Below are 25553 nucleotides of genomic sequence, written 5' to 3'. Positions count from 1 at the left end.
CAACCTCACATTGAAAGTTCGCAGCCTCGAGCGGGGCGCGCGGGGGTCGAAAGGACGAACACGAGCATCATCCGAAAAGTTTGGTATCGGCCGATCCGTACGATGGGCATTAGAATCGGCGGGTGTCAAACGCCCAGGAGGACAACGCCGACCTCGCGGCACCCGCCGAAGCCACGCGCGCCTACAGCGGCGCGCCGTTTACGCTGTTTTTGACGGTCGTCATCGCGCTCGTGTTTCTCGGGGAGATGGGGGTCACCTGGTCCAACCTCGGGTTCGCATGGGCGGAGCTCGCCAACGTGCTCTTCGCGATCCCCGAGGACGTGGCCATGCAGTTCGGGGCCAACTACGCGACCGCCACCCTCTACGAAGGCCGCATCGACACCTTGCTGTCCTCGTGCTTCGTGCACTTCGGGGCCCTGCACATCCTCTTCAACCTGTTTGCCCTGCGGGTGGTCGGCTCCGCCCTCGAGCGCGAGGTGGGCACCGGACGAACGAGCGTGCTCTACCTGGGCGCCGGTGTGGTCAGCAACATGGTGAGCGCCATCTGGTACGGCTGGCACCTGGAAGGACAAAACGTTGGCGCGGGCGCGTCGGGGGTCGTTTGCGGGCTCATCGGTGCAACCTTGGTGGTCGGGTTTCGAACCGAGGGCGGGTGGCGCAGCCCCTTGACCCTGGTCATGGCCCTCTGGCTCACCGTCACCTTGGCCCTGGGAAAACAAGGGGGATTCGACAACGCAGCCCACATGGGCGGCGCCGTGGCCGGCGGGCTGATCGCGCTTCTCTGGCGGCGCGGAGCCGAATCGCCCATGCACCGCAATGTGTCGACCGCCGCGGCCCTGGCCTGCGTCGCCCTGGCCGGGGTGCTCGTCCTCTACTACGACCTCACCCGGCCGTTTGCGACCATGCCCGTACCCCAGAGGCAAAAATACGCGATGCGCGCCGTGCTTTTCGGCAACTGCCAGGAAGCGTGGGGCGCCGCCCGGGCCGCTCGCCGCCTGGCCCCTCGCGCGGAGGACGTGCTCCAGACCGTGCAGCGGGTGCGCGCCCTCTGCGGGAGCGACCCTCATACACCTCCACCACCCGACTCGGGCGGCGCCTCCCGATAAGGCGTCTCCCGATAAACGAGCCATTCCTTCCGCGCCACGGGATCCCTTGGACTTGGCGCACTTGGCCGGACGGTCGTTGCCGCGAGGCGCGCTCAGTCACACTTCTTAACGATCCGCTGGCTCCTCGTAAACAGTTGGGGAATATGGTGTGTTCTGGAGCTGCTTTTGCACTGGGGCAAAGCAGCCGGGAGCGCGCATGACCGAAAAGACCGTTCTCATCACCGGCGCAACGTCCGGCATCGGTTTGCTCACGGCACGCGAGCTCGCATCGCTCGGCGCGCGGGTCATCATCACCGGCCGCGATGGGCGGCGCGGCGATCGGGCAGCGGTGGAGCTCCGGAGCTTTGCGCGGCATGATCGCGTCCACTTCGTGTGCTGCGAGGGGGTGACCCTCGCCCACCATCGCGAGCTGGCCGAGACGGTGGCCAAACGCTTTCCCAGGCTCGATGTGCTGATCAACCACGTCGAAGTTTCGTACGGGCAAAGGTGGGAAACGGAGGACGGCCACGAGGCCACCTTGGCGATGAACCTCCTCGGCCCGCACGCGCTCACCTTGGCGCTCCTCCCGCTCCTCGAACAGAGCGCGCCCTCGCGCATCATCAATGTCACATCGGGCGCGTTCGGCACCATCATGCGCGATCCGTTCGACGACATCCACGCCAAGCGCCACTACGACGGGCACGAGGTCTCGGCGCGCTCCAAGATGCTCCGCGTCCTCTGGACATTTGCGCTCGCGCGAAAGCTCGAGCCGCGCGGGGTGATGGTCAACGCAGCCGACTCCGATCTGACCTGGCACGCCGCCTCGAAGACCTCCGTCTTCCTCGCGTCCTCGGATGACCCGGCCCACGTCACCGGCTCGTACTTCGAAGATCCCACCAAGCGCGCGCACACCACCATGCGCACCCTGGATCTCGAAGATCAGGAGCGCGCGTGGGATCTCTGCGCCACCCTCACAGCGCAGCGTACGACGCCACGCGGAGCGCCCCACGGGGGCGGCACAGCCAAATCGAGTTGGATGTAAACGCTTACGGCGCAGCAATGCCGATTTGGCGTTTGGCGCGCTCGCGCACGGGCGGCGAACTCTGATATTCCGGTCCCCATGGCAGCGCCCATCCGTTTTCTGTTCGATGTGGTTTCTCCATATGCCTATCTGGCGTGGACCCAACTCCCCGCCATCGCCGAGCGCCACGGTCGCTCGATCGATCCGGTGCCCGTCCTCTTCGCGGGACTCTTGCGCGCACACGGAACGCGCGGCCCCGCCGAAGTGCCCGCGCGCCGCGACTACGTGGTGAAGGACATTCAGCGGATCGCCCATCGCTTCGGCGTGCCCATCGATCTTCCGCCCGCGCACCCCTTCAACCCGCTGCGCGCTCTGCGCACGGCGTCGATCCCGATCCCGCACCCGACCCCGCGCATCGCCCTCGTCGACGCGATCTTCTCCGCGGTGTGGAGGCTCGGTCGCAACGTGGAAGATCCCCAGGTCATCGAGGAAATCGGCGCCACCGTGGGGCTCGATCCGGCGGTGATCGCGGAAGCCTCCAGCGACGAAACGAAGGCGCGCCTGCGAACCCAAACCGATGAGGCGATTGAGCTTGGCGTCTTTGGTGTTCCAACCATGCTGGTGGACGGAGAAATGTTCTGGGGGTGCGATTCCCTTCCTCACCTGGACACGTTTCTAGGCGGCACCAATCCCGTCTCCGCTGAATTTTGCGAACGCTGGCGCACGCTTGGGTCAACCGCACAACGAGCATAAAGTGCCCAATCGTCGTGCCATCGCGGTCAGAACTGCAACGCATATGCCTCGGGTGAGTCGGGTGAGAACGGTGGTTTCACGATTGCGGGACGGCTCGTCGGAAAAGCATAAGCCGCTGGGGCTATGCCCACCGGAGATGGGCTATGCTATGGACCTCGACGTGGTGCGAGGAAGCGGGAAAAAGCACGCAAGCAGGGACGACCAAGCCCTGCACGACGCGGTATCGCGAGGGCTGATACCAAAGTGCCCCCGTCTGGTCGTTCTTTGGGAGGGCGGCGAAGCTCACGCGGCGGCGCCCACCGAGGGGGCCGTCACCATCGGCCGCGACCCCACGTGTGATTTGTACATCGCTCATCGTTCCGTCTCACGCGTTCACGCAAAGCTGCACGCCATCCGCGGTGGCTTCTGCATCGAAGATCTCGGGAGCACCAACGGCACATGGGTGCAGGGCGAGGCCGTTCCACCGGGCACACGCTCCCCCGTCACCTTTGGCGACGTCGTCGAAATCGGCGGAACGCTCCTCACCTTGCAAGAGGCGGAGCTCTTCACATCGCCCTCCGTCGAAAAACCGGCCAGCACCGAATCTCCGAACGATCCGACGGTGACGGTTCGCAAAGAGCATCCGTGATGGCGTAACGGAAGAAGAACCGCGCGCGCCAGCGGCTCGCTCGTTTAGTGTCTTCGGGGGCGGTGCGGTGTTGCGACGGCGGGAACGGCGGACGACGTGGCGGCGTCTTCGTGCTCCCGTGATGTCGATGGCGATGGCGATGGCGACGGGGCAATGGGGGGCGGAACCGGCGATGGGGATTGCGGTTCGGTGCGCTCGGTGTTGGTTTGGGAGCGCGGCGTCGAACGGAACCAGGCGAAGGCCGCGAGGAGGAGAATCACGGCCGCGACGAGGGCGAGCCATAGTTGCGGGCGGCCCGCCAATGTGGGAGCCCGGGGTGCAACCTTTTCCGAATCGGGTTGTGCGGGTGTCGGCTTTGGCGTTGGCGCGCTGCGCGGCGGCGCGACGCTTTTCGCTGCGGCGCTGCGTTCCAATTCGGCTTCGGCGGGCGCTTGCTCCGGCGAACGCTTTTCCAATTCCAAGTCCGCAGACGTTTGCTCCGGCGCCATAACGTCGCCCGAAGGCGCATCGTTCGATGCAAGGGCAACGATCGGCGCCACGGGCACGGGCGGCGCGTCCACCTGCGTGATCGCGTTCCCCGCAATTGGCGCGCTCGACGCGCCAATTGCGCGCGCATCGGCGCTTTCGGACACCGCCGCCTCGGCGCTCGCAGACGGCTCGGCGCTCGCAGACGGCGCAGCGGCGCTCGCAGACGGCGCGGCGCTCGCGGACAACGCAGCGGCGCTCGCAGACGGCGCAGCGGCGCTCGCGGACAACGCAGCGGCGCTCGCAGATGGCGCAGCGGCGCTCGCGGATGGCGCAGCGGCGCCCGCGGACGAACGACACGCCTCGAGCTCCCTCGCGAAGTCGGCCATCGACGCCGTTCGAAACGCGACGTTTTTGGCGAGCGCGCGATCGAACACGAGGTCGAGCTCCTCCGGCGCATCGGGAACGAGGCTCGAAAGCTTCGCGTGCGGCGCATGCGCGATGGCATCGCGCACCTCCGCGGCGCTCGCCCCCGGGAACGGGTGCTTGCCTGTGACGAGCACATAGAGCGTGACCGCCAGCGACCACACATCGGTCCGTGCATCGGCGGTGGCGGGCGCGCCGGCGGAGGGCGGGCTCGCCAATCGCTCCGGCGGCGCGAAGTTGAGCGCGTCGAGGAGGCGCGCATCGAGCGCGGGATCGTCGCCGGCGGAGACCGCGAGCTCGATGCTCGAGAGCCCGACGTCCAAGAGCTTGATGAGCGGCTGCCCGTCGGCCCCTCGCGTGAGGAAAAGATTCGACGGCTTGACGTGCCGGTGAACGATGCGCGCGGCGTGCAGCTCGTCGAGCCCTTTGCACGCTTGAAGGACATAGGCCATCGCCTCGGCCAGGGGGAGAGGCCCCGATTCGGCGATGAGCTCCGCCAAGGTTCGACCTTCGAGCAGCTCCATGACCACGTAGAGCGTGTCGCGGTCCGTATCGGTCTCGGCCGCCTCGTCGAGGGTGCCCGCGTCCTGCACGTAGATGACGTTTTCGGAGCGCACCGACTGCAGCGCATCCGCGTCGCGCACGAACGAACGACGTTTGATCGAGGGCGGCAAGCGCACCACCTTGATGGCCACGCGCCGCGGACGAAAACGCTCCTCAGCCGCAAAAATGAGCCCGGTGGGGCCCTCGCCCACCGTCTCCTCGAGCGTATACTTCCGGCCGAGGATCGCTCCTCGCGTGACCATCGCCCCGACCATTGCGCGCGATACTAATACACGGAGCCACCCATGATCACCTCCTCTCTCCTCAAAGACGTGACGCTCATCCACGACTTGGATCTGCCGTGGAAGGAACCGCTCCAAGGCCGCCGCCATCGCGCCGTACGCACGGCAGCCGAGCGCGTCCGTGATCGATTCGCGGCGGGCCCGCGCGTCCTGTCCGTGCGCACCATCCCCCAAACGACGCTCCCCTACCCGACCAAGTACGCCTTCTATTCGGCGGCATTTTCCCCGGTCCCGTACGTCACGCTCACCCACCGCTGCGTGCTCGTGCAGTTCATGCAGAAGGGGTCGGTCAAAAATCTCCTGTTCAACCCCACCGACGTCGTCGCCGCACGCCGCGCGCCCTACTTCGCCCGCCTGCTGGAACAATTCCACCGCATCGAACCGCTCTTATCGAAGCGCTTCGACCCCGTGCCCGAGACCTTGAAGACATTCGGCCTCATCCCCGAAGACATCGACTACATCGCCTTCGATCACTTCCACACGCAAGATCTCCGCGGCCTACTCGGCACCCGCGACAAGCTCCGCGCCCCCCTCTACCCCAACGCCGTCCTGCTCGCGCCCAAGCGGGAATGGGACGATTGGGACGATCTGCATCCTTTGCAGATTGCATTCTTCGTCCGCGAGGGCAAAGACGGCATCCGCGACGACCGCGTCGCCTTCGTCGAAGACGATCTCCTGCTGGGCGACGGCGTCATGCTCCTTCGAACACCGGGCCACACCTCGGGCAATCAAACGCTCTTCCTCAACACCGAAAACGGCGTATGGGGCATCAGCGAAAACGGCACCTCGGCCGACAACTGGTCGCCTATCGAGAGCAAAATCAAGGGCCTGGCAAACACCTGCCGCAAACACGATCTCGACGTCATCCTCAACTCGAACACCCCCGAGTGCGCAGGCGATCAATACACGTCGATGATCCTCGAGCGCACCCTCGTCGATCGGGTCAAGCGCGCCCCGGCCTTCGTGCAAATGTTCCCCTCGAGCGAGGTGACCCCCAGCCTGCTCGCCCCCGGCCTCACCCCCACCCTGGTCCACGGTGAGCTGGTGAGCGGGCAAATCACCAAACCCGAGCCCCGCACCACCCGCCATACCGAGGAGCTCCGCGCCTAAAGGCTTCGCCATCGCAGCAGTAGGTACGTACACTTCCTCGTTCCGCCTTCTCTCGTTCGCGCGGCCTCGTTCCCTAGGATCCCCACGATCCCGCTCCAAAAGCGGAGATGTCGAAAGAACGACTAAGGAAGTTAATCAACGTTCGTCAACGTCGAAGAAGAAAGACGCGATAACGACTATCTGAAACCGAGAGGTCCGCTATTTCTCACGTACACCAAAATGCACAAGACATATAAAAGCCCCCTCGGCCGCACTCCACGATACTCCTATCTTTCACAGATAGGTCTCGCCAGAAATCCTCTTGGGTGTCGGGCGCTCGCGCCCTTTTCGCATGCCCCGGGGTCGCGTTCAACGATTTTCGCACGACATAGCCGTGACATCTCGCGTGCAGCGCGAAGGTGAATCTTTTCACCCATGTTTTTCACGGTTCACCATATCCGTCACCTGCGCCGTTTTGCACCGACGTACCGGCCGAAAAGGCGGATCGCGCTCCGTGCAGCATTCGACGATGCCCTCCCTCGACCCGGTGCGATCGTGGGAACGTCCTCCGCCGAAACGACGCTCAAGCCACGGACGACGCTGCGAGCTCGTGCAAAATGGCGAGCGCGTAAGGTGCAGGCTCACCGGACAGCTCCGATACGGCCGTTGCAATGGCTCGCCGAGAAGCCTGGGCCGGAATGGAGAGCACCGCCCACCGCGCGCCCGGCCCCCGCCCCCACGCGCGACCGCTCTCCACCCGCACCCGTTCGAGCCGCCCCGCTCGCGCTCCCCTGGCGGGCTCCACGCAAATGGCGATGCGCGTCCGCAACGGATTCACCAGATCGAGCGCCCGCTGCGCAAAAGCGAGCCGATCGAATCGCTCGTCGCTCGTTTCGAGCAGGGCGCGTTCCTGCTCGTCGTATTCGCGGATATCGGCAAAGTCGATTTCGAGTCTGGGCATGGGGGTCCAGGCGCCATTCTACGCGAGGGGAAAATAGGCGTCCACCGGGCCCATGCGGAGGATTTTCGCGCCTCTTGCCGCGCCGAGCCACCTAGACAGAGCACTTTGTGAAGCGCCGGTTTCGCGCGAGAGGCTCAGGGTGCTGCGGCCCCAATTAAGCGAATATCCACGCTCCGAGTCTGCGCCAACAGCGGCTCCTCGTCGGCAACGCGGGTCGTACGGAGCGTACTCGTGCGCGGTAGCGAATGGCACACCGCGGCATTGGCGGCCGCACAATGCCGCGGTTGTCGGCTCCCCGCACGGAAAGCGTGGCCTCGTGTGCCGGTGGTGGCCTCCGCAGGTGACGTTTACTTCAGAATGGTCACTTTGCGAGAGCCTGGATTGCGTGGCGGATGGACGAAGCTCAAATGGGCGGATCGAATCTCATATACGTCCAATTGCCACACCCGTAGTTGGCGTCCGCGATACATTCATCGAGACGCTGTTGCCGCGTGCACGGACGATCGTCGGTATCGCACACGACTTCGTCTGGCCCTGGGGCATTGCACCAACGAATATGCACGCAGCCGATCAACACCTGATCGGACGAATTGGGCGCGGTCCCCTCGGCGTTGAGCGCCGCTCGATTGGTTCCTTCTGGTTTGCTGACGCTCTGAATCGCGCCATCGTCCGTGGTCTCGGCGTTGAGACCTTTCAAATCCGGCGCATCGTCGACGTCGTGTGCACATGCAGAGATGAAAATCGCCTGCACGAATCCCAGCGCGATGACCCCGCGCAATGCGGACACTTTTTCGAATAAGATCATACTGCTCTCCTCTCGAGAATGGATGTCCTCGACGAAGGACCGATTGCACGTCGGCCTCGTCTCGTGACAGCCCCAAGCCATTATGATGTGTATATCCATTCATAGGAACGTCCAGTGATTTTGTGAAATTTTGTTTATTTTAAATTCACATGTGGCGCGAACGCGACCGCGAGCTCGTGGTCACGATGTCGCTGGCACGCGTTTGGCCGTGATGAACGAGGAGGGGCCGCCTCGCCAAAGGCCTGGACGAGCTCAAAACAGGACAATGGACGTACCTCGAATGCCAATCGCCAGGTCACGATTGGAATCGAATCTTTCGTGACGTCAAATGACGTCGCACATTGCGGTCCGGTCCCAATCGGTGATGGCTGTTACCTCGTCGGTTCGGCACACGGCGACGTGGCGCGACATTTCCAAAACGTACAACAGCACCCCGGCCCAGGTGCGCCTTTCGAGCTTCGATGGGTGGCTGCGCCGGACCCGTCGCTCGGCAAAGCAGGTGGACGAAGCACGCGTCGACCATTTCGTTCGGCGTCACCTTCCTCGATGCCGATCCTCTCCTCCGTGCTCGACAACGGTGCACCAAGTCCGGCCGTCGCTGCGTCATCGGCGCGTCGCGCTTCGTCGCGCAGGGCGTGTGCCGAAGCACGCCAAGCTCGAGCCAGCGGATACAGGTCGATTGGCGCGCCGGCACGCTCGCGGTCCCGCGACTCGTGAGCTATCGTGACACGTTCCGACGGCGGCTCGAGTCCACGCGCCGCCGGTTGGGCAAGCCCGCTCCGGAGTCGCCCATCGTTCCGACGCGTGCGGGCAAACGCCTTTTGCGCTCGGCAATCAAAGCCGATTTCGAGCGCCCTCGCTTCGGACCGCTCCGCAGCTCTTTCTGCGACGGGGTCTGGTGAACAGATACCTAAAAACGAACCGGCGCCACCCGGATCGGGGATGGCGCCGGCTTCGGTTTTCGTCGTTTACGAACCTGTTCGAGCCGTCAGTTCCCCTGCCCCCGCGTCCCCTGGCGAACAATCTCGTAGAATTGCTCGAGCCCTCGCTCCTTATCGGACAAGAACTCGCTCACGTTCTGGGTCATGGTGCCGTAGTCGGGGGCTTGCAGCTTGGACGCATCGTCGGGGTTCACGCGGTTGACGTCGGCGATGGTGTCGATGATGATTTCGAGCGGCGATTGGGGTGTGGTGCCGCCGGTGGCGGGCATCGGCTTGACGATGTTTTGCAGGGCGATGGTGAGCACTTGGTTCGGGTCGAGCTCGCGGCCGCAGTGCTCGACGCCGTCGGCGGTGTAGGCGCGACCGCTCAGGCGGGCGAGGAGCGCGGTGACCGCGTCGACGACGCCGGTGCGAACGACGTTGCCTTGGGTGTCGACCAGGGATGCGGCGGCGCCTTCGGCCAGGGTGTGGATGAGCGGGGTGAGGCTGTCGTCGGCGAGGAGCTGCGGGAAGTCGACCAAGGTGGTGAGCATGGTCTTGCGGGCTTCGTTGACCGACTTGGGATCGGTGGTGTAGAGCAAAAGCTTCGCGATTTCGCTTCGGGCGGACGAGTCTTTGCGGATGGCTTCGACGACGTCGAGCGCGGACGAGAACAGCGGGCCGGAGGTGACGTCGCCCAGCTTGGTCGCGAGCTCTTCGCGGGCCCACTTGCAGGTGGCGTTGTTGCCGGTCACGAAGGTGTCGGCGCAGTGGGCGAGGAGCTGCTCGCGCAGGAGCTTCACCAGCTGCGGGAGCAGCGGCGGGGTGACCGGGTTGGCGAATGTAGCGCTCGTGCCCTTGCCGTTCACGGTGAGGAACTGATCGACCAGCTGCGAGCGCGCGCGCCGCCACAAGACGAGGCGGTCGTCGTCGGGGTGCTTCGCTTTCCAGTCGACGAAGGCCGCGTCGAACTTGTTCAGCGCCTGCAGCACCAGGTACATCGGGGTGACCTGCGGGTTCTTGGTGCCGTCGTTGCGCAGGCCCTCCACGCTGCCGTCGCGGTTGGTGACCTTGCGGGCCTTGGCGATGTCGGGGTTCAAAAGGGCGCGGGTGCCGTCGGCGAGGATGGTGAGGCCGTCGACCCCCGCCTTCGTGGCCGTGCACTTGCCGTTGGTCACGGCCGTACAGCGATCGATCTTCACCTCGTTCTTCAGGACGAGCAAGGTGTCACGGAGGGTGGGCAGGAGATCCGTCATGAACTGCTCGCTCAGGAGCGGCTCGTACGAAGACGCTCCGTCGCGCGTGCAGAAGAACGGGCTCGGGCACTCCTTCGCCTGCACCTTGTCGCTCTGCCAATGGCGGTTGAAGGCCTCCATCAATCGAATGAAGAGGTCCTCGCGGTTGCGCTTGGTGAGCGGAAGGAGCAGCGGCTTGATGCGATCGAAGAAGCCGAAGTTTTCAGTGATGAAGAGGGTGTAGTCGTCGGTCTCGTCGAGCCATTGACCCGGCTCGCAATCGCGCAAATTGTGGATCACGTCCGGCGCGCCCGACTCCGCCGTACAGCCGTTGTCCCGCCCCGCTTGCCCCTTGCACGGATCGGGGATCGAGCGCTCCTTGCAGACGGACGAGCCGGTGTGCGGAATTTGCCGCTTCCCCTTGTCCATGCGCCCGAAAAGATCCTTGATGAAGTTCCCGGTGATGGCGTTCTCGGTGTCGGTCTTGTGATCGAAGAACAGCAATCGCGCGAGCCACCGCGGTGTGGGGATGAAGGTCCGGCTGCCCGATCCCTTCGGCTGAATCAATAGATCGCTGTTGGGTTGGGTGGCGTCGCTGCTTTGCCAGAATCCACGCATCGCGCTCGACTGTTCGAAGAGGTCGACCGTCGCCGGCAGGAGCTTGAGCCCGATGATGTCGATGCCGTCGCGCGCCTCGTCGTATCGGAGATAGAGCTGCGCTTTGTGGACGATGGAGTCGAGGAAGAAGGTGGCCGCGTCATCCACCTTTTGAAAGCTGCACTCTTTGAGGGGCTTCCCGTTGGGGTGGACGATCGGGATGTTCACGGGCATATCGATCTCGCCCAAAAGGGGCACGCCGCGCGCGTGAACGACGGCATCGTCGGAGTTGCAAACCGTGACCCCGTGCGAGTGGGCCACCAGCTGCGCGAACCGCTGGAAGATGCTCCGGTTGTCCTCCTCGGGGCGATTGCCCGCGCTGTCCGGCAGCGAGCGGTCGACCGGCGTCTTTGGCTCCTCGTTCGTTTTCGTCGTTTGATTGTAGGGCAGGAGCCACGGTGGATTGCCGTTCGCCGGCAGTCCGCTGATGTTCTTTCGATCGTATGAAATGCGATCTTTGAACTTCATCTGACCGCCGAATACGGGCCCGAGCTGCGCGACCCTTTCATCGGTCAACGCGGTCAGCATCTCCTCGAGCAACCCCGTTGGCTCTTTGGCGATCTCCGTCAGAATATCGAGGACCTCGTCCCACAGCGCCGACTTGACCGGGATCTTCGCCTCCGGATGTTTGTCCGCGATGCCCTTTAGCTCGAGCCCCGTCCCCGTCAGCCGCGCGACGGTGCCGAGCTTCTCCTTCAAGAGCTTCTGCACCAGCGCCAGGACGTCGTCCCCCATGGGATCGCCCAACACCGCGCCCGCCGCCCAAATCAAATCGAGCAGCGGCGCGCCATTGCGCTGGTAGGCATCGTAGTCCACCACGACCTTTTTCGTGCCCAGGTCCGCGGGGGGAGGCTCCTCGGGCGGGTGCGTCAATTTCCAATCATCCACCCGCTTCGGATCGGGGGCGTATTCGCGTTTGGATTTGTAGCCGCCGTCGCGCGTGCCGGCCAGCACCTCGAGACCCGCGATCAGGTCGAACAGCGTTTCGTGCTTCTTCGCCGGATCGGGATCGATGAGCGGCGGAAGGTTCTTGAGCAACGCATTGGCAAAAGTCTGCGACGTATCGATCACACTGTAGAGCGGCTCGCCGCCCGGCTTGACCAGGGCGCGGCCAAAGGCATCGCGGGCTGCGGCCGCTCCTCCGCCCGGCGCGGGGAAGGGCGATGGGGCGGGTTTTCCGTCGGAGGTGATGAACTGTCCGACGTTGTCGAGCGCGGGCAGGCCGATCTTCAAGGGATCGGTGAATGGAGCTGGGACGGCGCCCCCCACCAGCGGCACCGCCGCGTAGCCGCGCGAATCGCGCATCGAGAGATACAGCGGCGCGTCGCCTTGGGCGTAGGCGGGGTCCTGCATCTTCATCAGGTAGTCGACGACCTCCAAGGTGGTGCGATCGCGCGTGAGGAGCGGCCTTTGCGCGAGGTCGCCCGAGACCCCCGTGGGCGCGGGCGACCAGGGATCGGGCTTGAATGTGCGGAGCTCCTCGTGCGCCACCTCCAGCAATTTCGCGAATTGGGGGTGCGCAGGGCCGGCGACCGGGATTCGACGGCCGCTGGCGTCGATCGGTGCGTTCTCCGCATACGGATCCGAGTCGGCCGACAGAAGACGGAGCGCTGCGTTCGAGAGGTCGCGCAGCTTGGGATAACCGACGATGGGGCGCATCGAGCCCTGCTCCACCACCTCCGGCTTGTATCCGCGACGGGCTTCGAAGCGCGCCAGGCCCTCGCGCGTGGTTTGAGCCTCGGTCGCTCGGATGTCGTCCATCAAGCGGGCTACGGCTTGCGTGGTGCGGGGGATGGTGCCGTCGTTGTAGAGGGCTTGGAGCTTGCCGAGCATGTCGCTCAGCTGTTGGGTCAAGCGGCCGCGCTCCCCGGCCGTGGTGTCGTCGACGACCTTACAGGTCTGCGCCGGATCGCCGTTTCGCTCGTCGACGACGGGAATGCGGATATCGGGGAAGGTCGCGTCGAAGGCGGCAATCAATTGGTCGCGGCGGCGGACCAGCGCCTTGATGCGCGACAAGGCGTGATCGCGCATGTTTTGTTGCGTCTCGAGGGGAACGGGTTGTCCGTTCACGTCCTTCAAATCGGCGCTGAGGGGCGGCAGGCGGTTGGAGTCCACCTCGTTCGCATATTGGCCGCCCTCCGGCTTATGGCAGATGGCGGAGAAGGAGGAGCCATTCAGATCCTCGCGAAGGGCTTGCGCAGCCACACGATCGCAAAGGATTCCATAAAGGTCCTCCCCCACCGTGCCGCGCGGAGGCGCCGTGCGGCTCGTATTGAAATCCGTGCAGGCAGCCCCCGTCGCACCCAGGATGATCAGCGGGATGACACCGGAAAACCAGTGTCGCATACCAAAGTTCGTGGAGATCGTACGCATGGAACAACTCCCCAAGATGGGCCGGCGTAACCCTGCTTGTTGTTCGAATGTACCTTCGGCAAACTGGAATGGAGCCTCGATTCGATACCCGGCGGTCGATTCTTGCGCACACGAATCTTATGCACTCAAAATGACGCGATTTCGACGATTGACGCGTCGCGTAGCCCTAACGCATCGCGATGAGCTGCATTGTCCCGTTATTGGATTACGACCGACAATCCCGAAGTGTTCACGCGATACTCGAACGACTATTCGGTCTGCGGAGTAGGTTGCGGGGCGTGCGCAGACACGGTACGTCGCGCACACACCTCGGTGCGACGTGCACAAAACGCGAAAGGCGCCCGAGAGGCGCCTTCCCGCACATTACGTGCACTCTACATATAAAGCGCGCTCACTTTGCCGAGGCGAGCACGATGATCATCAAAATCAGAAAAAACCCGATCCCAACACCAAGAAGGATATTCAGCCGCCGCGACTCTTGGGTCATGAAGGGCGCGAACGACATGCGACCTTCGTCGACCTTGGCCTGGTCGACCATCTCCAACACCTCGGGCGGCGGGACGGGATGACCCGTCGAACCCGACGCGCTGGTCCGACTCGACGAAGACGCTCCCGCGGAATCGTGCCCCGCGGAATCATAGCCCGCAGAATCATAGCCCGACGCGACCGACGAAATCGGTGCAGCTGCAAGGACCGGCGCGACCGAAACGGCCGGGGTCAGCGCTGGCGACGATCCCGACGAGCCAGATGATGAACTTGAAGAGCTTGAAGGACTCGAACTTGACGAAGAGGCCGAACCTGGCGATGCGAGCGCGGCCAGTTCCGGTGTTAGATTCACATCGACCTTCGGCAGGTAGAAAGGTGCCGACGTCGGAACGGGTAGGCCGGAGGCGGTCGTGCCGGGGAGCGGGCTCCCTTGGAACATCAACATGGTGCGGACGTAGTCGGCGTCCTCGCTGTCCCGTTCGACGCCGTCCGCCATGGGGAAGTCGCTCGCGCGCGGAGGCTCGTTGAGGGGTACGACCGAAGGTGACGGCAGGAGCTCCGCGGGCGGAGGGATGGTCGGGGTGACGCGCGGCACCGTCGGGCGATCTTGGAGCGACCCGAGGTGCGATGGGGGCGTTTTCAGTGCGGCGGAAACGGCGGCGGCCACCGCGGACATGGGCGGCCGGTCGACCTTTCCACTCTCCTCGGGCACGCGCGACGAGGTGGCCTCGCTCGCGTGCGCGCGCTTCATGGCCTGAAGCAAGTCCGAGGGGATTTTGCCGATGCGCGTCTCCGCACTGTACGCGTCTTCCTCTCCCGGCGGTGGAGGGACGGTGTCGATTTGTTGCTCGTCCTCTTCCCTCTTGTTCATCTCGATGCTCACGAGTCTACCAAAGCCTTTGCCGACTAGCTAACTCCGCCATCGTGGGTTATCCACCATGCCGCCATGACGGCAAGCAACATGACGGCTGCGACCAGAATTATTTTCAACAGCGGATCGGCTTTGATCCGGTGGTGGAGCATTCGCGCCGCATCCCTCACGGCAGGGTCCGTTGCGTGCAAGGCAAGCTCGGGCGCTTGGACGCGAACAAGGTTGTAGTTACCTGAAACGAAAGCTCGGACCAAGGTGTCGAGCGCCTCATCGCGTGGAAAAGCGCGCGCGAACGATGGCACCGTGTAATTTTCCGCCCCGAACGAGACAGACAAGACCGACGAGACAGACAAGCCAGCATCCGTCGCCGCAGGGGGTTGCCCTTCGAGCATCGGTTCGATTTTCTCGCCCTGCTGTTGGTCCACGGTCGCAGTCTACTTGGTATGACAAGGAATCGCGAACAATCGCCATGCCACGGTGAGGCCCCGCTCGTGCAAGACTTCGCGTCATGCTCAAGTCTCTCAGCACCATCGCCATCGCCGCGCTCCTGGTCATCGTCGTCGGACTGGGTGGCTACGGCCTGCTGCGAAAACAGCGCTACGACCAGGATTTGACCTCTGAGCGCACGCGTTCCGCGAATCTCGAGCAGCGGCTCGACGAGGCAACCAAGGGGCGGGATCAAGAGCGGACCTCGCGCGAAGGTACCGAACGCGCCGCGGCCGAGACGCAGTCGAACCTCGAAGCGTCCCGCTCGGAGCTCGAGGAGCTGCGCGCCGAGCACGCCGAGGCCGAGAAGCGGCTGACGGCGTTCAAGTCCATCACCGAGAAGTTTCGAAAAATGATCGACAGCGGCAAACTGGCCGTGACCGTTCGCCATGGACGCATGATTGTCAAGCTGCCGGCCGGCATTCTCTTTCCGTCCGGCAGCGCCGATCTGTCGAAGGACGGGCAAGAAGCCATCAACGACGTGGCCCACGTGCTTCGGCAATTCCCGGATCGACGGTTCATGGTCGCGGGTCATACAGACAACGTGCCGATCGGGCCGCCCTCGCCCTTCAAGAACAACTTCGCGCTGTCGACGACCCGTGCGCTCAATGTCACGCAGCAGCTGGTGAAGGCGGGAATGAGCCCCGCGCGCCTCGTCGCCGCCGGCTACGGGGAGTACGAGCCCGTGCGTGAGAACCACACCGAGGCAGGGCGCCAGGAGAACCGGCGCATCGAGATCGTGCTCCTTCCGAACATCGCCGAGATGCCGATGCTGCCAGGTCAAGAAGACGCCGGCGCACCGGACGCGGCGGCGCAAGCTGCAACGGGACATCGCTGATCGGAGTGTCCCGCTCCGCGCGGTCGCTCCTCCTCCTCTTCTTTTCTTCTTCTACTCGTAGGTAATATTCGTCCTACTCAGCGGAGTGTTGCTCGCCTTCGCCTGCACCGACCCCGCCGCCCCCCGGTCCCATGAGGGCGGCGGCCGACGATCCGCCGCCTCGCGCGCCAAAGCCCAGCTCGTCGAGGTACGTTTTGTCGAGGGTGGAGCGGCTGCGCGCAAATTGGCTGCGTAGGAACAAGGCGATGCCAAACAACATCGCCCAGATGCGATAGAGGAAACCGGGGCGCACATGGGGCACGAACCCCAGCTCCTGACCTTGGCGCCGCACACGATCGCGCACGTAGTCGAGAAATCGGCCCAGGTGGCGGAGCACGCGGTGGTTCGCGGCGCGCTTTTCGAAGGCGCGCACCACCAAGGGGAGCACCGCCATTTGCAGCTCGAACAGACCGTAATACGGAGTCTTGAGCCAAGGCCGCTCGCCCAGAAGGCGCCGCGTTTCCTTCTCGCCCCAGGAGACGTGCTCGATTTCCTCTTTGCAGACCACCCGCAGCTTCTTCTTGATGAGCGGGATGCGCGAATCCTCGTCGGGGAGCGTTTGGAGGAGCAGATCCTTGAAGATGTCGAGCACCATGCCTTCGCCGATGGCGTGCTCCATGAACACCTTCAAGGGGTAGTAGTTGTTGTGCGCGGCCAGGAGGCGAATGACCCAGTGCGCAGGGGTCGGCTGCAGCCCGAGGAGGCGAAAAATATCGGCGAAGAGCTGCAAATGCGCGAGCTCTTGCTTCGCCTGCCGCACATAGAATTTGGCGGCCTCGAGCGTGCCTGCGGCATAGAGCGACTTTCCGCAAAAGACCCCGGTGGCCTCGCCGTAGAGCGCTTGCGAGAGGACGAACCTCACGATCTCGCGGTCCTCGTCGTTCGCGAGATCGAATCGGTCTTGGCCGAAGTCGTAGCCGGGCGTGAGATCGTCCACGTCATTTTTCTAGCGCAAGACCGTCCCGGCGTCCTGCTCCTTCGGGCTCGAACGGCCGGGATCGGCCAAGGCGCGTGTGCGGAAATCAGCTAAACCGGATCGCGGCGCTTCAACAGGATGAAGAGCATGCCCAGCATGAAAATCGTCATCCCGTAGAGCACCACGAAGGGCACCCACGGCATCGCCCACTCCACGAAACCCCAAGCGCCCGCGATGGTGTCGCTCTCGATTTGGGCGATGGCGCAGTGAAATTGCCCCGCGTGGACGAAGTCGGGCGCGCTGTTCAAGGTGGGCTTGCCGAGATCGACCACCCACGCCGGCGCGTTGGCCAGGGCGGCGCGCTCTTCGGCGATGGTCCCCTGAAAGCCCCACCGCGCCGGCATGATGTACATGAGCGGCTTGAGCATGGGGTTCGTGGTCATGGGCACCATCAGCCCGCCGAGCACGACCTGCGGAATGAGGGCGATGGGGGTGAGCGCCATCGCGGCCTCGGCCGATGTGACCAAGGTCGAGACCAAGAGGCCCAGCGCGGTCGCGTTCATGGAGACCGCGAAGAGCACCAGGAGCTCCATGATGAAGGCGGTAAAGCCGCCCTCGAACCCGAGCACGGGAAAGACGATGGCCAGGAGCATCGCGCACTGCAGAAAACAGACGAAGCTCAAGATGATGTATTTGCTCATCACGTAGTTGAACAAATTGAGATTCACCATGCGCTCGCGCAGGTAGATCGCCCGCTCGGTGACGATCTCGCGCGCGGAGTTGCTGGTGCCGAACCACACGCAGCTCACGACCAAGAAGAACATGGCGGCCGTGTGGTCGTCGGTCGGCTTCATGTTCTTCAAGAAGTCGACCGTGTTGGAGGCGGCGTCCGATTTGCGATTGGCCAAATCTTGAATGGCGCCCAAACACCAAAATGGAATGGCCGCCTTTTGCCCCGCGAAGACGCCCGCCAGCATGATGCCGATGATGGGCGCCTGCAGGAACATGATGGCCGCGCCTGCCCTATCGCGTACCTTGACCTTCCAATAGCGCGACATGAGCAATTGGAGCTGATGAAACAGCGCCACCCCCGCGCGGTGCGGGGTGCCCCGGGCGGCGGCCTCGGTCCCCACGGCGCGGTGGCCCGAGTACATGCGCTGGTAAATGGGGTTCGAGTTCTGGAAGAACTCCCCCCGCCAGGCGCGCGCGGCCTCGAGCCGCGCGGGGTTGCGCGGCACGTTGGGATCGCGGCGCTTCATGTCCTCGTGCACCGCGCGCTCGCGCACATTGAGCATATCGAACATGTCGCGCGGGTTGTCGATGCGGCGCGGGGTGCTCTTGGTGCCGATGTTCGGCTGGCGCTCGAGGATGGAGCCGAAGAAGCGGTACGACGCGTCGCCGGTGGGGCCGAAGTAGGTGGGGATACCGCCGTAGCCCATGATGAAACAAAGATTGAATTTCTCGAATTCGTCTTTGGCCGGCTGGTGGATCGTCATGATGATCGTCTTGCCGGTCTTGCGCGTGAGGTCGGAGAGCAGGTTGATGAGCGCCGTGGTGTCGTCGGCCGCCAGGCCGCTGGTGGGCTCGTCGAGGAACAGAATGACCGGATCGGTGACCAGCTCCAGCGCGATGTTCACGCGCTTTCGCTGTCCGCCGGAGAGCACCTTCTTCTCCGGTTTTCCGATCTGGAGGTTCTTCACGCCCTCGAGGCCCAGATCGCGCAAGGTCTCGTCGACCCGGCGATCGATCTCGTCCTCGGAATAGTCATTGGGGAGCCGGAAGCGGGCGGAGTATTTGATGGCCTCGAAGACCGTGAGCTCCGGGTGCACGATATCGTCCTGCGGCACGTATCCGATGGATCCGCGCAGGGCGTCGTAAATCGTATAGAGGTCCTCGCCGTTGATGCGCACTTGGCCGCTGGTCGGCGGCATGTAGCCGTTGAGGGTGAGGAGCAGGGTGGTCTTGCCCGCGCCCGAGGGGCCCATCAGCGCGATCATGTCGCCCGGCAAGGCCTTGAAGGAGACATGGTCGAGCAGGGTCTTCATCGCGGCCTTGTTGTCGCGATCGGGCACCTCGAGGAAGAGATCCCACGCTTCGATCTCGTAGAGGGGCTTGCCGGCCCAGGAGGCTTGCTGGTCCTCGACGACGACATTGACCTGCTGCCCCGCGATATGAATGAGCAGCGGCATCGGTCCGATGAAGACCTTCTCCCCGCTCTGCACCGGGACACGCTGGCCGGGCGTGAGGCGCTGGCCGCGCACGAAGGTGCCGTTGGCCGACCGCAAATCTTCGAGGAAGAGCTGCTCGCCTTGTTTGACGATCTGCGCGTGGCGCGACGACACCTGGGCGTGCGCCACCACGATTTTGTTCTCCGGCGTTCGGCCGATGCTGATGACATTGGTCTGAAGCTCCGCCAGGGAGAGCTCTCCGATGACGGTGCGGTGCTTGCGCGGTGCGCCGCTTCCGCCGTCGCCGTTGTTGTGCGCCGGAGGTGCTCCTTGCGGCGGCGGTGCCCCTTGCGGCGGCGGCGCTTGCTGCGCGCCGAGGTGCTGGCCCGGGTGGGCGGAGTCTTGCGCGTACTGCGCGAGCAGCGAGACCGAGATGGGAACGGCGCCAAAGGCGACGATGCCGTTCGGATCGAGCGGTACGGGCTGATTCTGCGGGATGGGGCGCCCTTGCAGGTAGGTGCCGCTGGTCGAGCCATGGTCGACGACCATCATGCGGTCGAGCATGACGGTGGCGTGGTGCGAGCTCACCGAGGCGTGGGCCACCACCAACGAGGCGCGGGCCGGATCGCGGCCGATGACGACATGGCCTCGGGGCGGCTGGGCGCTGCCGGGCGAGAGCAGCATGAGCACGATGGCCGGGTGCGCGAGCGGAACGGGCACCTGGCCCACGGCGAACTGAACGCGAAAGTCGTAGGGGATCGGCTGCTGCGGCGGGACGGGTGCGCCGTTGGCGAAGCTCGCAGCGGCCCCGAGGTCGACGAAGAAGAGCTGGCCATTCTGCCGAACGATGCGCGCATGCTGGGGAACGACCCCCGGTCCCGCGAGCACGATGTCGCTATCGGGTGCGCTGCCTACGGTGATCGCTTCTTTTCCGAGCCCGGGAATCATGCCGGTGCACTGTATGCCGACGCTTCATTTCGTGGAAGCTTTCGGGGAAGCGCGTGCTCCGGCGCAGGAGGGTCGTCAGAAGCTGCACATCTTGTAGGGCCCCGGGTAGTACACCTTGTCGCACTTACCACTGGCAGGGGGCTGGCAGTCGCTGTTCGCCGTGCATTTCGTGTTGCAGCGGCCATCGAGGCAGGTGCCGGAGGAGCATTGGTCGTTGGAGGTGCACGGGGAGTTGAGGCCGACGCACGAGCCGCCGGCGTCGACGCCCCCGCTTCCGCCTCCGCCACCTTGGCACGCCTTGCAGCCTTGCACTTTCTTCCAGGAGTACTTGCACTTGTCCGAGAGGAGCTTGCAGGCGTCCTCGTGCACGTAGAAAGGCAGCTCGCCGGGGTTGGGGGAGTGCTCGTCGGTGCACCAGATTTTGCGCTTCTTGCAGTCCTTCGACTTCCACCCCGCGCAGAGTTTGTCCCAGCACGCCTTGGGGGGATCGGCGTCGATGGTGGTCCCGGTGGTGGGCCAGCAGCACTCCTGGGAGTTGTTCTGCGGCTCGACCATGCAGAAGCAGCCGGCGCTCGCGTCCCCTTCCACGTTCTTGCAGTTGGCGCCCGTGAACTCGGCGATGTTGATGACATGGGCCCAGCCGCCTTCGCCGCCAAAGAATTTGCGGCAGCGGCCGTTCTCACACTGCTTTTGCTTCGGGTCGATGGTCGTGCCCTCGAAGGTCATCTGGCAGACGTTGTAGCCGTTGCGGATGCCCCAGTTGGCGCAGACCATCGCGTAATCGTCGCAGTCGAAGTGGAGCGGGTTCTTGCTCTGGTCGCCCTGGCAGGAGGGGCACCATCCTTTGGGTCCGTGGTTGTAGGGCATATCCTTGGCGGGACACTTGAACGGTCCGTCGAGCGGTTTGCGCTTCGGCAGGCACGTGTGGGGAGGCCCCGCGTCGGTCGACGCCGCGTCGGTGGATGCGGCGTCGGCGGATGCAGCGTCGGCGGCGCCCGGAGCGAGATCCGTTTCGACGTCCGACTCGGACGCTTCGCAGGGGCACTCTTCGAGGGTGCAGGTGCCGAGCTCCAGGCCGCAGCTGGATGACTCGTCTTCACACGTGGAGGCGTCCGAGGTGTCTCCGTCGGGGAGGTCGGGAACGGATGCGTCGACGATGCGCGCGTCCGCGGTGTGCGCGTCGACGATGGGCGCGTCCGGGATGGATACGTCCGCGGTGCGCGCGTCGGGCGCGAACACGTCCATGGGCGATGCGTCCAACATGGCGAGCTCGGACTGCGTCTCCGAAGGGTCTTCGCCGCCGTCGGAGCAGCCGCTCCACGCGCCCGCCACCAGCAAGAGCACCGCCGTGACGCGAAGCCGGCCGCGCCAGGATCCCGAAGCGAATTTTGCCCCCATATTAGCGGGCTCAACGCAAAGGGCGCACCATCGCGGATGGGGCGGTTACCGCATTTGCGGTGCGGGGGAAACCGCGGGCCGGTGCGGAACGATGGGTTCCGCGCGGAAGAAATGGTTCCGGCGGATGGAACGAATCGTTCCGCTCGGGCTCGTTCGGATGGGCGTGCCGGCGCGATCAGTGATCGCGCTTCAAGCGGGGGCGCGTGGGGTGAATCAGCGAGGGAATCGGGGGCGCGGGCTCCGCGTCGGAGGGTGGTTCGTTGACGATCGCCGGTGGCGCATGTTCGGCCGCGGGATGCGAGGGGGCGCCGGCGTCGGGGCCGTCGATGTAGACGGGGTGGCGCTTTTTGGAGCCGAAATCGAGCGCGATGTAGATGGCGATGCCGGCGACGGCAATCCCCGCGAGGCCCAGCAGAACGCCGAGGATCACGATGGGCGAGCGCTTCGGGCGTGCCCCGCCCTCGCCTTCGGCGTGATCTTCGTCGGTGGTCGTGGGGGCCACGGGACGCGAGATGCGCGCCGCCATGGGCCCGGTCGACGACGGCACGGCGGGGGCCGCCGGCACGGACGGAATGACCACGGTGTTCGTGGGCCCGAGCGGGGGCGGCGGCGCCGTCTGCACCAGGGTCGGCGCAAGGACTTGCGGGGTCGCGAGGGCGCTCTCGCGGGCGCGCAGCACCTGCACGGAGATGTTGTCGTGCCCTCCGCGTGCGTTCGCGAGATCGACCAGCTGGCCCGCGGCTTGGGCGGCGGGGCTCGCGGCGATGCGCAGAATTTCGGCCGGCTCCACCAGATCGCTCAGGCCATCGGAGCAGAGGACGAACACGTCGCCCACCACGTGGGGCACGGGCTGCGGGCGCAGCTCCACCTCCACCTCCGGCTTCATGCCGAGCGCGCGCGAGATGCGGTTGGCGTCGGGGTGATTGGCCGCCTGCTCCGGCGTGAGGAGCTGCGCGTCGACCATCTGCTGCACCATGGAGTGATCCTTGGTGAGCTGGACGATGTCGGCGCCATGAATCAAGTAGCAGCGGCTATCGCCCGCGTGCGCGATCTCGGTCCCGCCGCCGTGGTGAAGCACGGCCACCACCGTGGCACCGGGGCGAGCCGAGCCCGAGACATCGCCGGTGGGGATGGCGTACACCTGGCGGTTGGCCTCCTCGATGGCCTCGCGCAGCACGCGCGAAGGCTCGCCGGGTGAGGGCGGTCCGGCCGGGCGCCGCTCGAAGACCTCGAAGATGGTCTTCAGCGCGAGCTGCGAGGCCTCGCGACCGCCCTCGTGCCCCCCCATGCCATCGCACACCACCGCGAGGTGCCCGAGCGTGGTCTCGCGGTAGCCGCAGGCGTCTTCGTTGATTTGCTTGCTGGGATCACGCCCCGGGTGCGTTCGCTCGGCGAACTCGATGACGGGGAGCTTTCGCTCGTCGGGGCCTGGCCAAGGAATCGTCACGCTCCCTCGTTCAAGCGAACGGTGAACTCCACGGGGCCAAAGCGAAGCTGCGAGCCGGCCGGCACCGGCACCCACGTCCCGGGCGCGATGCGCGAGCCCGCCACGTAGGTGCCGTTGTTCGAGGTCTCGTCACGCACCCAGAGCTGCGAGCCCTCCAGCTTGAGGGTCGAGTGCACGCCGCTCACGCGCGGCTCCGACAGAGTAACGGGGCACTGCGCGGGATCGCGCCCCACGCGGATCTCCGTGCCCGCGCGGATCGTGTATTGACCGGCGGTCCCCGAAAGAACCGCGGCGGTCGACGGTCCGCCGGCGCTGAAGGCGGCCGGTCCGCCGGCGCCGAGGGGTCCGGACAGCGCGCCGCTGCCATAAGGGCTCGGCGGCGGGGCGAGCGGCTGCGCGGACAGGGCTCCCGTCAATGGAAACGCCGGGGCGTTACCGCCCCCACCTCCTCCCGCGAGATCGGCCGGAAGCGGCTGGCCACATGAGAAGCACACCGACGGCTGCCCCGGCGTGGCCATCGTCATCGACTGGCACGCTGGACAACGAACTTGCACCACCCCGCCCGCGGCTTGCGGCGCGCCGGCCGGCGGTGCAAATCCTTGTTGCGGCTGCGGCGGCGGCGCATATGCCGGGGCCGGGCCAAAGCCTTGTTGCGGCTGCGGCGGCGGCGCATATGCCGGGGCCGCGGCGTACGGCGGCTGCGCGGACGCGCCGTAACCTCCTCCGCCTTGCGGCCCTTGCGGCGGCGTATAGCCGCCTCCTTGGGGCGGTGGACCGCCGTAGCCACCTCCTTGCGGGGGTGGACCACCGTAACCGCCTCCGGGCGGCGGTCCGCCATAGCCGCCTCCCGGGGGCGCGCCGTAGCCGCCTCCTTGCGGCGGAGGCCCACCATAGCCGCCCGCGACCACCGGCGCCGGCGGCGTGGTACCGCGCGACTTTTTGGCGCCTTTGCCGCCGCCGCCGCGGAGCAGGACGATCACCAGCAGCAAAATGACGATGACCCCGCCGGCGATGCCGAGGATGAGCAGCAGGTTGAAGGGCTTCTTGGTCGCCTTCAACGTGAGGATGGTCTGCTCGTCGTGACCGCTCGCGCGCCGGGCCACGTTGTCGTAAATCAGCACGCGCACGACTTGGTTGTCGCCGGTGCCGTCGAGCATCTTCTCCTCCTCGGGCACGTCGAACACCACGAAGGAGTCGTTCGCGTCCTTGGCCGCGCCGCGCAGGTTCTGGCTGATCAAGTTCTTCTGCGCGCGCTGCAGGGCCGCCAGATCGGTGCTGCTGAAGCTGGGATCGGGCTTGGTCCCCGCCGGAATGAAGTACGACTCCGCGCGCTTCGACTCGCCGCCCCAGCAGAAGTTCCCGTACACCTTCAAGGTGCCGCCCGGGTACACGGGGTTGGCGTCGGCCTCGGCCTTGGTGTGCCCCAGATCGATGTCGAGCGGCCACTGCGACGGATCCGCGCCGATGGGCACGTCCTTGAACGACGCATCGCCCTTGATGGGGGTCTTGCCGCCCTGGAACTCGAGGTCGAAGGTCTGCTCGACGGTGGGGTTCAAACAGGAGACGCGCCAGCGCACGAGGTACATCGAGTTGAAGCGCTGCCGGACCAGGTTGATGATGGTCTTGCCCTTCGCGTCACCCTGCCCCTCGCGCACGATGTCGAAGAAGCCGCCGATCTGCGGGTTCGAGAGCTCGCGCATGAACTGTTGGTCGTTGTTGCGGAGCGCATCGTTGACCAGACCACTCGCCGTGGGCAGCCAGATGGAGATGACGGGGAGCGGGGTCTTGGGGGCCGCGGTGTTGTCCTCGGGAAAGCGCCCCTTGGTCACGAATTGGCTGAAGAGGGTCGCGCTCTGCGAGGCGCTGCCCGTGTCCTCGCGACCCGCGCCGTTGGAGAGCACGACCATGGCCTGGTGGAGCGGGATCTCCTGCGGTCCCTGCATATTTCCCAGGCTGCCGAAGGCGTCGGTGGTGATGCCCTTGAGGATGTTGAACAGCGGCTTCGACGAGCCATGCGAGGCCGCCGTCCCCGCTTGCGCGTTGAGCACGCCCACCAGATCGTTGCGCTGCTTGAACGTCTTCCACTTGGAGTTCTGGATGACCCCGCGATCGTCGAAGATCTGGAGCGCCATCAGATCGTTCGGGCCCATCGTCTGGATGAACTGATGCGCGATGGCCTTCGCCTCTTGGTAGCGCGAGCCCATGCCGGCCGAGGCGTCGACCGCCAGGAGCCACGCGGTGCCCACGCCTTTCTCCTTGGAGTCGCCCCAGCGCTGGACATTGCCGTCGAGGGTGGCCAACGTGTCAGCGCCGGCGACCTTCACCAGCAAGCGCGCTTGATCCTTGGGGAACTGGAACGCGGTCCAGATGGCGTTCGGCTTCTCCATTTGCTCGCTCACGCAATCGAGCGCCGCGTTGCCGCGAAGCTGCGCGCAGGGGAGCATCAGGTCGGAGGTGGAGTTGGCCTGAATGGTCTCGACCACCGTGGTGAGCAGCGGCGAGCCGTTCTGCATGCCCGCGCGCGGGTCGATGCGAAGGATATGAGCCTCGGGTGCGGCGAAGGCCGCGAGCGGCCACAGCCACACGACCGCCAACACCGCGGTGACGATGGCCAAAGCCTGGCGGGGGCCGGCTGCTCCGGCCTTGGAAGCTGCCAGCGCTGCAACGAGGGAGCGGATCGATCGGAACATGAG

General features: G+C 65.3%; 17 protein-coding genes. 6 read left to right on the top strand and 11 right to left on the bottom strand.

What is annotated here, in order from left to right:
* The first annotated feature begins 122 nt into the window (after positions 1–122).
* The 4 genes from LZC94_08050 (at position 123) to LZC94_08035 (ending at position 3487) form a co-directional block, all read left to right on the top strand.
* Complete coding sequence (locus LZC94_08050; protein WXB17220.1) at positions 123–1106, top strand: rhomboid family intramembrane serine protease; 984 nt, start codon at positions 123–125, stop codon at positions 1104–1106.
* Positions 1107–1302: 196 nt separating this feature from the next.
* Complete coding sequence (locus tag LZC94_08045; protein ID WXB17219.1) at positions 1303–2127, top strand: SDR family NAD(P)-dependent oxidoreductase; 825 nt, start codon at positions 1303–1305, stop codon at positions 2125–2127.
* A 78-nt stretch (positions 2128–2205) separates the two neighbouring features.
* Positions 2206–2859, top strand: a complete 654-nt coding sequence (locus LZC94_08040) for a 2-hydroxychromene-2-carboxylate isomerase (GenBank protein ID WXB17218.1) — start codon at positions 2206–2208, stop codon at positions 2857–2859.
* 160 nt (positions 2860–3019) lie between these two features.
* Entirely contained in the window at positions 3020–3487 is a 468-nt protein-coding gene (locus tag LZC94_08035) for an FHA domain-containing protein (protein WXB17217.1), read from the top strand.
* A 44-nt stretch (positions 3488–3531) separates the two neighbouring features.
* Here LZC94_08035 and LZC94_08030 read toward each other — a convergent pair whose 3' ends face one another.
* Positions 3532–5184: a protein kinase gene (locus LZC94_08030; GenBank protein ID WXB17216.1), complete on the bottom strand. Its 1653-nt coding sequence runs from the start codon at positions 5182–5184 to the stop codon at positions 3532–3534.
* Positions 5185–5226: 42 nt separating this feature from the next.
* Here LZC94_08030 and LZC94_08025 point away from each other — a divergent pair, with 42 nt between their 5' ends.
* A complete protein-coding gene (locus tag LZC94_08025) occupies positions 5227–6333 on the top strand; it encodes a hypothetical protein (GenBank protein WXB17215.1) in 1107 nt (368 codons plus the stop codon).
* A gap of 562 nt (positions 6334–6895) precedes the next feature.
* Here the strand turns inward: LZC94_08025 and LZC94_08020 are convergent.
* The 5 genes from LZC94_08020 to LZC94_08000 all read right to left on the bottom strand — a co-directional run bounded on the left by LZC94_08020 (position 6896) and on the right by LZC94_08000 (position 15045).
* Entirely contained in the window at positions 6896–7273 is a 378-nt protein-coding gene (locus tag LZC94_08020; GenBank protein ID WXB17214.1) for a hypothetical protein, read from the bottom strand.
* Between the two features lie 403 nt (positions 7274–7676).
* Positions 7677–8177 (bottom strand): hypothetical protein, encoded by a 501-nt coding sequence (locus LZC94_08015; GenBank protein WXB17213.1) that lies wholly within the window; start codon positions 8175–8177, stop codon positions 7677–7679.
* A gap of 889 nt (positions 8178–9066) precedes the next feature.
* Positions 9067–13263 (bottom strand): hypothetical protein, encoded by a 4197-nt coding sequence (locus tag LZC94_08010; GenBank protein WXB17212.1) that lies wholly within the window; start codon positions 13261–13263, stop codon positions 9067–9069.
* A 391-nt stretch (positions 13264–13654) separates the two neighbouring features.
* A complete protein-coding gene (locus tag LZC94_08005; GenBank protein WXB17211.1) occupies positions 13655–14632 on the bottom strand; it encodes a hypothetical protein in 978 nt (325 codons plus the stop codon).
* 23 nt (positions 14633–14655) lie between these two features.
* On the bottom strand, positions 14656–15045 hold the full coding sequence (locus tag LZC94_08000) for a hypothetical protein (GenBank protein ID WXB17210.1): 390 nt from the start codon (positions 15043–15045) through the stop codon (positions 14656–14658).
* A gap of 83 nt (positions 15046–15128) precedes the next feature.
* On the opposite strand from LZC94_08000, the gene LZC94_07995 reads away from it, so the two are divergent.
* Entirely contained in the window at positions 15129–15944 is an 816-nt protein-coding gene (locus LZC94_07995; protein WXB17209.1) for an OmpA family protein, read from the top strand.
* A 73-nt stretch (positions 15945–16017) separates the two neighbouring features.
* Here LZC94_07995 and LZC94_07990 read toward each other — a convergent pair whose 3' ends face one another.
* The 5 genes from LZC94_07990 to LZC94_07970 all read right to left on the bottom strand — a co-directional run bounded on the left by LZC94_07990 (position 16018) and on the right by LZC94_07970 (position 25550).
* Complete coding sequence (locus LZC94_07990; protein WXB17208.1) at positions 16018–16920, bottom strand: ferritin-like domain-containing protein; 903 nt, start codon at positions 16918–16920, stop codon at positions 16018–16020.
* 89 nt (positions 16921–17009) lie between these two features.
* Positions 17010–20015, bottom strand: a complete 3006-nt coding sequence (locus tag LZC94_07985; protein WXB17207.1) for an FHA domain-containing protein — start codon at positions 20013–20015, stop codon at positions 17010–17012.
* 75 nt (positions 20016–20090) lie between these two features.
* Positions 20091–21413, bottom strand: coding sequence for a hypothetical protein (locus tag LZC94_07980; GenBank protein ID WXB17206.1), 1323 nt, complete (start codon positions 21411–21413; stop codon positions 20091–20093).
* Positions 21414–21588: 175 nt separating this feature from the next.
* The gene (locus tag LZC94_07975; protein ID WXB17205.1) at positions 21589–22860 is read right to left on the bottom strand and encodes a protein phosphatase 2C domain-containing protein; all 1272 of its coding nucleotides are present in this window, start codon (positions 22858–22860) and stop codon (positions 21589–21591) included.
* Entirely contained in the window at positions 22857–25550 is a 2694-nt protein-coding gene (locus LZC94_07970; protein ID WXB17204.1) for an FHA domain-containing protein, read from the bottom strand. The genes LZC94_07975 and LZC94_07970 overlap by 4 nt, the downstream gene beginning before the upstream one ends.
* Positions 25551–25553: the final 3 nt, after the last annotated feature.

It is taken from the genome of Sorangiineae bacterium MSr11954 (genome assembly GCA_037157815.1).
Classification (GTDB): Bacteria; Myxococcota_A; Polyangia; order Polyangiales; family Polyangiaceae; genus Pendulispora; species Pendulispora albinea.
This window is presented reverse-complemented; position numbering and strand designations above follow the sequence as displayed.